This is a genomic window from Gemmatimonadaceae bacterium (genome assembly GCA_016720905.1).
GTDB lineage: Bacteria > Gemmatimonadota > Gemmatimonadetes > Gemmatimonadales > Gemmatimonadaceae > Gemmatimonas.
This window is the reverse complement of the sequence record JADKJT010000014.1, coordinates 169,322-176,320: the sequence shown is the minus strand read 5'-3', so window position 1 is coordinate 176,320 and position 6,999 is coordinate 169,322. Positions and strand designations below refer to the sequence as shown.

The 6,999-nt window shown below is 63.1% G+C and carries 5 protein-coding genes and 1 pseudogene; 4 read left to right on the top strand and 2 right to left on the bottom strand.

Annotation, left to right across the window (positions count from 1 at the left end; genetic code table 11):
* Together IPP90_13230 and IPP90_13225 are read right to left on the bottom strand one after the other, a co-directional pair.
* Positions 1–1,131 (bottom strand): hypothetical protein (locus tag IPP90_13230; GenBank protein MBL0171663.1); only part of this gene is annotated, 1,131 nt, incomplete at its 3' end.
* Positions 1,128–2,144 carry a hypothetical protein gene (locus IPP90_13225; protein ID MBL0171662.1) on the bottom strand — a complete coding sequence of 339 codons (1,017 nt, stop codon included), beginning with the start codon at positions 2,142–2,144 and terminating at the stop codon, positions 1,128–1,130. The genes IPP90_13225 and IPP90_13230, both read right to left, overlap by 4 nt.
* Positions 2,145–2,549: 405 nt before the next feature.
* Between IPP90_13225 and IPP90_13220 the strand changes: the two genes are divergently transcribed.
* The 4 genes and pseudogenes from IPP90_13220 (at position 2,550) to IPP90_13205 (ending at position 6,885) form a co-directional block, all read left to right on the top strand.
* The gene (locus tag IPP90_13220; protein MBL0171661.1) at positions 2,550–3,533 is read left to right on the top strand and encodes a UbiA prenyltransferase family protein; all 984 of its coding nucleotides are present in this window, start codon (positions 2,550–2,552) and stop codon (positions 3,531–3,533) included.
* 30 nt (positions 3,534–3,563) lie between these two features.
* Positions 3,564–5,183, top strand: coding sequence for a glycosyltransferase family 39 protein (locus tag IPP90_13215; GenBank protein ID MBL0171660.1), 1,620 nt, complete (start codon positions 3,564–3,566; stop codon positions 5,181–5,183).
* Complete coding sequence (locus tag IPP90_13210) at positions 5,167–6,183, top strand: glycosyltransferase (protein ID MBL0171659.1); 1,017 nt, start codon at positions 5,167–5,169, stop codon at positions 6,181–6,183. Before IPP90_13215 ends, IPP90_13210 begins: the two co-directional genes overlap by 17 nt.
* Positions 6,143–6,885: pseudogene (locus IPP90_13205) on the top strand (methyltransferase domain-containing protein). The gene IPP90_13210 and the pseudogene IPP90_13205 overlap by 41 nt, the downstream one beginning before the upstream one ends.
* Positions 6,886–6,999: the final 114 nt, after the last annotated feature.

Genomic DNA, 6,999 nt, shown 5'->3' with positions numbered 1-6,999 from the left:
CTCGTTCTTCATTATCCGTCGCGTAGTCAGGGTCATCCAGAGAAGTACCGCGACCGCCGCCACGTTGACGAGTAGCAGCATGGCATCAAACCGGGTCATCTGTTCGAGGCTGGCCCTGAACTGCGCCCGCAGACTCGGCGGCGGTGCCGGCTCGAATGCGGAGTCAACACCGCTAACGTTGGGGCGGCCCAGCAGCATGAGCATCACTGGAAGATAGATCACCACCGTCGCGACGTTGCCAAGTTCGTAGGCGTACCGATCGAATGACGGAAACGGGCCGAGGACGACGATGGTCAGGAACAGTGCATGGGTGAGCAGCGACAGGATCGACACGTCTCGCGGCGTGCGCATCAGCACAAACAGTGGCAGCAGATCGTACAGACTGGGCGTCTGCGGTACGCATACCAGGGCCAGAAAGATGCGGGCATCGGTGCGACGCCACTTGAGCAGGGCGAGCGCCAGCATCCAGGCGTAGGGGCGCATGATCGGCGCCACCACGTACTCCATCTGACCCAGTGCTCGCAACCACTCCAGTGGCCAGGAGGGGCGCACCATCACACTGACGGCGACCGCCGCCAGGCCGATGCCCGCGATCCGGCGCAACGGCCGCCAACTGCGGATGCTGGCCAAAAACGCCAGCGCCATGTTGGGCTTCGCGGCCAGGAATACCGCCGCCATTGGCGCAAAGTATGCCGCCGTGATGAACGGCGACCACTGATTGCGGGAAATCGCAATGACAAACGCCGCGCTGAACACCAAGCCGATGCGTTGAAAGCGGTCCTTGCCCAGTGCGTAACCCAACACGCCGCCGGCGACGGTGCTGAAGGCCACGCGCGCCGCCGGCAGCGACAGCACGGTCAACGGCATGGTGAGAAGCACCGTCGACAATGGATAGTTGAGCGGCCAATCCCACTTGAACTCGCGGGCGGGGCCTACCGCATCGTACGGATTCCGACCCTGCAGCATGGCCCGCGCGGCGAAATACCATTGATCGAGATCGGTGGGCCACGACGGCTCGTGCAGCACGCGCGCCAGCGACAACAGCAAGGCCAGGGTACCCACCAGCAGCGCGCCCAGGAACTCCGGGCGCTGCCGCCACGAACGCTGCGCACCGCTGTCGACGTCGCTCACGACGAGACCGCCGTCGCGGGGGCGAACAGGCGACCACCAACCGGAAGCGTCCCTTCGTTGGGTCGACGCAACACCATGGCCACGCACGGCAGGTACATGAACCACAGCGTGAATCGCGCAATGTCGCTCATCCACGCCGCGTCAGAGGGCCACGGTCCGCGCACGGCCATGGCGAAGAACACGACGTAACTGGCGGCGGCCAGCAGCAGCGACTGCCGCAGCGTTCGCGGAATCGTGAACAGCATCACGGCGTCGTAGAACCCCGGTGTCTGCGGGAGACACGCGATGGCCAGCAGCAGACGCGCTTCCGGACGCCGCCAGCGGAGTAGCGCCGCCAGCATCAGAAATCCCATCGGCAGCAACAGCGGTGTGCGAAAGTGACTGGCCGTCCGCACGATGGCGCACCACTGATTCACCCAATCGGGCCGAAGGATGAACGCCAGCACACTCAGTATGCCAACCCCTGCGAGCAACGGCTTCCAGATGCGTGGCGTGGATGCGGACGCCATGATGGCCACCGCCCAATTGGGTTTGGCCACGCCAATCCAACTCAGCGATGGTGCCAGCAGCGCCGCCGTCAGTATCGGCGACCACTGCACCAGTTGCACGGACACCAGAAACGACATGCTGACAAACACCGGCACCCTGGCCCATCCGTCGCGGGTGATGCACCATGCCAGCGCACCAACGGATACGCCCGCAAACACGCAGCGGGCGGCGATGACCGACAGGAGGCCCACCGGCCCAACGAGTACAACGGCTGGCAACGGGTAGTAGAACGGCCACTTCCACGCGAACGGCTTGCCAATGCCGATGAGTTCATAGGGGTTCTGGTGATGCCATACGGCCTGCGCCGCATACCAGACCTGGTCGAAATCACTCTTGCGTTGTGGATCGTCCATGCCACGGAGATACACATACACGATGGCGAGGACGGCCATGCCAGCCGCGAAGGCGAGTCGCGCACGCGCCGAAGGCGCGCCTCTCAACTGACCCTCGGTGGCTGCGGGCATGGGGTGGAAACTACTGCGTCGGCAGGCACATGGCCTACCGCCGATGCATATTGATCGCCAGTCGTCCGCGCCCGCCACACGTCAGCAGAGAATCGTCGACCGTTTGAACCGCAGACCCCATTCGTGACCGACGTTTCGGTTGTCCTGCCGTGCTTTCACGGAGCGCCCATTGCACGGCGGTCCGTCGATGAGCTGCGCGACGCGCTCGCACGAACCGGACTCACCTGGGAAGTCCTGGTCGTCGACGACGGCGGCCGATTCCCTGCGCGGGTGTCTCGACGTATTCCGTATTCGGTATCACTTCACGCGCCGCTGGTATGCCGGCCCGGTGCTCGAGGCCATCGTGCAAACTGACCGGTACGACGCCACTCCTCCGGCGTTGACTGCCGAGCGAGCGACCACTATATGACGGCCACGCCCACACGGGTCGATTGGCGTGCGCATCTGGCCATGGCGCGCATCGACTACTGGTTCAAGAATGTCTTTGTGCTGCCCGGAATTCTGGTGGCACTCGGTACTGTCCCGATGGTGGATTGGACACAGGTTGCCACACACTCGATGCTCGGACTCCTGTCCATCTGTCTCGTCGCCTCCAGCAACTATACGCTCAACGAGATTCTGGACGCCCCCACCGATCGGTTCCACGCCGACAAGCGCCACCGACCGATTGCCGCCGGACGTGTCCAACCCTCGGCCGGCTATGTGCAGTGGCTGGTGCTGATGGCTGCCGGGCTGGCCATCGCCTGGCAGGTGTCGATGCCCTTCACGATGTCCGTATCCGCGCTCTGGTTGATGGCGTGCGTGTACAACGTGCCGCCCGTGCGCAGCAAGGACGTGCCGTATCTGGATGTGCTCACCGAGGCCGTGAACAACCCGCTGCGCATGCTCGCCGGGTGGTTCATCGTCACCAATCAGACCACGGCCCCCGCGTCATTGCTGCTCAGCTATTGGATGATCGGTTGCTACTTCATGGCGCTCAAGCGGTATGCCGAACTGCGCTCGATCGGTGACCCGGCGCGTGCTGCCGCCTATCGCAAATCGTTCGCGCATTACACGGCCGAGCGATTGCTGATTGCCATCATGTTCTACGCCACCGCGTCGATGTTGTTCTTCGGCGCCTTCTGCATGCGCTATCGCATGGAACTCATCCTCGCCTTCCCGTTCGTTGCGCTGGTGATGGCCATGTATCTGCAGGTGGCACTCAAGTCCGACAGCGCCGCGCAGCAGCCCGAGCGGCTCTATCGCGAGCGAGGGCTGATGATGGCGGTGCTGACGGCAGCCGTTGTCATGTTGGTGTTGCTGCGAATCGACCTGCCGGTGATGTATCGATTCGTCACGCCCACCGCACCGGTACAGGAACGCGGCGAAGTCGATCAAATCCCGCCTTGAGGCACGTTTGTTCATTTTCCCACTGGAAGCATGACGCGGTTTTTTACCAATCAACGACCTGCGCAGAAGGGGCAAATTCACGATTCTGAGGTCGCACTTGCCTCGGGGTTTCTGCTTCTGCTGATGCTGGGAACGCTGGCGGCGTCCGGTGGATTCCTCCTGATGTCCAAGCCGCTCTGGTTGGACGAGTACCATACATGGCTATTGGCGGATCAACAGAGTGTTTTGAAAAGTCTGGTGAGTCTCGCGCAGGGAGCGGACTTTAACCCCCCCACGCTGCATCTCATCTATCGAGTAGTCGCCAAGATACTCGGAGGCCTGACACCATTTACGATGCGCGTGGTCTCCCTCGCCAGTGTATGGCTTGCCCTGACGGTCGCTTATGCAACGCTTCGCCGGCATGTCTCGCGCCCTGCGGCATTCGTGGGCTCATTCGCCTTGTGGGCGCACCCGCTGGTAATCACGCACGCCTTCGATGCGAGATTCTACGGCCCGTGGCTGCTGTTCACGGCACTAATGACGTGGTCGGTAGGCCTGGATGCATCGATGGTTACATCCAAGAGACGTAACATCGCCCTCGCGCTCTCCTCGGCCCTTGAATGCACTATTCACTACTTTGGCATATTTGTTTGGGTCGTGATCGTACTATCCGCGATCGTCGCCGACCGAGGGCCCAAGTGTGGACCGCAGGCAACATGGAGAAAGTTCGCACCGGCGCTGAGTGGGCCGCTCTTGTTGGTACTCTGTACGCCATTCTATTTCGGCCAACGGCAGGCGCTTTCGGTATCAACCTGGGTCGATCCCATAAACGCCGAGCAGCTTCGTAACTTCGCGGCCACTTTCTATTTGTGGCCAGGCCTTCTGATACCGCTGTGTGGATGGGTATTCTTTCGCATCCTGTTTCGCGGAGGACTGCAAGCCATTCCCAACCCGTCGGCATCGTTCCTCAGGCGACCTGAGATCTTGGCGCTACTCGCACTCGCGGCGCTTCCGGTAGTGCTATTGGCATTCTCGGTGGCTGTACAGCCATCAATGATCAGTCGCTACGCAATTCCGTCGCTGCTACTGTGGCCTCCGCTCGTGGCATTCGTCATAGAGGATGTCAGAGGGCTTATTCGAGCGATGATGTTGGTGGGTTACGCGGCTCTGGCGATGGTTCTCGTTCGCGTTCAGGTAAGAGATGCTCAACGTGCCATCAGCGAATTGAATGTCGACGCAGCGACCATCCTTTCGCTTGGCTCCGACGCGACCGTCGTGTGCCGATCCCGGCACCGTGCGTATCAGCTGGGGACCATTGCCGGTGGAGGGCGCCCGCTTAGCCGGAATATTTGCACCATGTTGGATTTCGACGAGGCTCTCGTGAGGAGTCTGACGGAAGGTACACCGGCCGATCGCCAGACCATCAAGTTTCTCACGTTGGAGCGCGACGTCGCGCGTGTGCACTCAGAGATCTATGGATTTCCCCGAATGACGTCCGTCCAGCAACTACAACAGCGTGATCTCATCTACGTGCTGGAGGAGTCTTGGGACCCCGCCTGGCTTCCCCAAATGATGTTCCCGGCCTTTTCGGTGCGTCGCGTTGCTGCCCGAATGTTCCTGCTCCAACGAGTGTCACCTGCGCAGATATCACACGGTGCAATACTCCGATAACACAGGGACCCGTCCCGCCGAGTCGTCCGTCGGCACCGGCGGCCACAGCCCCATCGTGCTTATTCCGGTCTACAACGACTGGAACTCGTTGCGACTCCTGCTTCGTCAACTCGACAGCGAGCTGACCGGGCATGGCGCTAGCGCCGACGTCCTCGTGGTCAACGACGGGTCGACCTCGGTGCCGACCACGTGGCTCGACTTCGTGCCGCACGCCATCGGCCGCATCGAGATCCTGACCCTCTGGCGCAACCTCGGCCATCAACGGGCGCTGTCGATCGGCCTCTGCCATCTCGCCACGCTCGACCTCGAGCGCACCGTCGTCGTGATGGACGGCGACGGCGAGGATCGCGCCTCGGACGTACTCCCGCTGGTGCACGCCAGCACGGAGCACGGCCACATTGCCTTCGCGAAGCGCATGCGGCGCTCGGAAGGGATGGTGTTCAGCCTGTTCTATTACCAGTTTCGCATCGTCCATCGGCTGCTGGTCGGGTTCCCGGTCGAGGTCGGCAACTTCAGCGCGATCCCCTTCCCGATCCTGAAGCGACTGGTGGTCGTGTCGGAACTGTGGAATCACTACGCGGCCGCCGTGGTGCGTGCGCGACTGCCGCGCGTGTTGGTCCCGACGGCACGCGGCACGCGTCTCGCGGGGCGCTCGCACATGGATTTCCTTGCCCTCGTGTCGCATGGGCTGAGCGCCATGTCGGTATTCGCCGACCGCATCGGTGTCCGCCTGCTTGCGGCAACGGGGTTCCTGATGCTGCTGCTGCTGGCGGGCATCGGTGCGACCGTCGGCGTGAAGTTCTTCACGTCACTCGCGATTCCGGGCTGGGCGACCGTGGCGACCGGCGTACTCTTCATCCTGCTCTCGCAGGCGGCGTTGCTCTCTCTCGTTTTCGTGTTCATGATCCAGTTCGCCCGCGCCAGCATGACGCGCCTGCCCATCCGGGACTTCGACGCCTATGTCGAGTCGCTCACCTGCGTGTACTCGCGTGACGGCTGACTACGAATACGTCGGCGGCGAGCTGGATGTCTTCGCCCTCGCCGCGAATTGGAAACGCTACTTCTCGCGACTGCTGCGGCCGTACGTGCGCGGGCGGGTGCTCGAAGTCGGCGCCGGCATCGGCACGACGGCGCAGGCCCTCTGGAACCCGGCGGTCCGGCATTGGGTGTGCCTCGCGCCAGACGCGCGGCTGGCGCAGCGGCTCTCGGCCGGGTCGCTCGGCGCGGCGGCTTGCATGGCGCCGAGATCATCATCGGTGATGTCACCGCGGTGCCCGCCGAGCGCCGGTTCGACGCGATCACGTACATCGACGTCCTCGAGCATATCCCCGACGATGTCGGCGAGCTGGAGCGCGCCGCGCGGCGGCTGGCCCCGGGCGGTGCGCTCATCGTGCTGTCGCCGGCGTTTCCGTCGCTCTACAGCGAATTCGACCGGGCCATCGGCCACGTGCGCCGCTACACCGCCGGCACCCTACGCGCGGCCTTTCCGGCGTCGCTCCGCCAGGAACGCGTGTGCTACGCCGATGCGCTCGGAATGCTGCTGTCGCTGGGCAATCGTCTCATGCTCCGGCAGTCGCTACCGACGCGGGCGCAGATCCTGACGTGGGATCGGTTCGTGATTCCGGTATCGCGGGTGGTCGATCCGCTCGTGGCGCGGGCGTTCGGCCGGTCAGTGATCGCGGTCTACGTGAATCCGGCGTGACGTCGTACCCGTCGGCATCAACACCACCAATCCAATCGTGCTCATCCCGGTCTACAATGACTGGGATTCGCTTCGGTTTCGCGGCGTTCGCGGCGCGGCCCCTGGACGACTGTC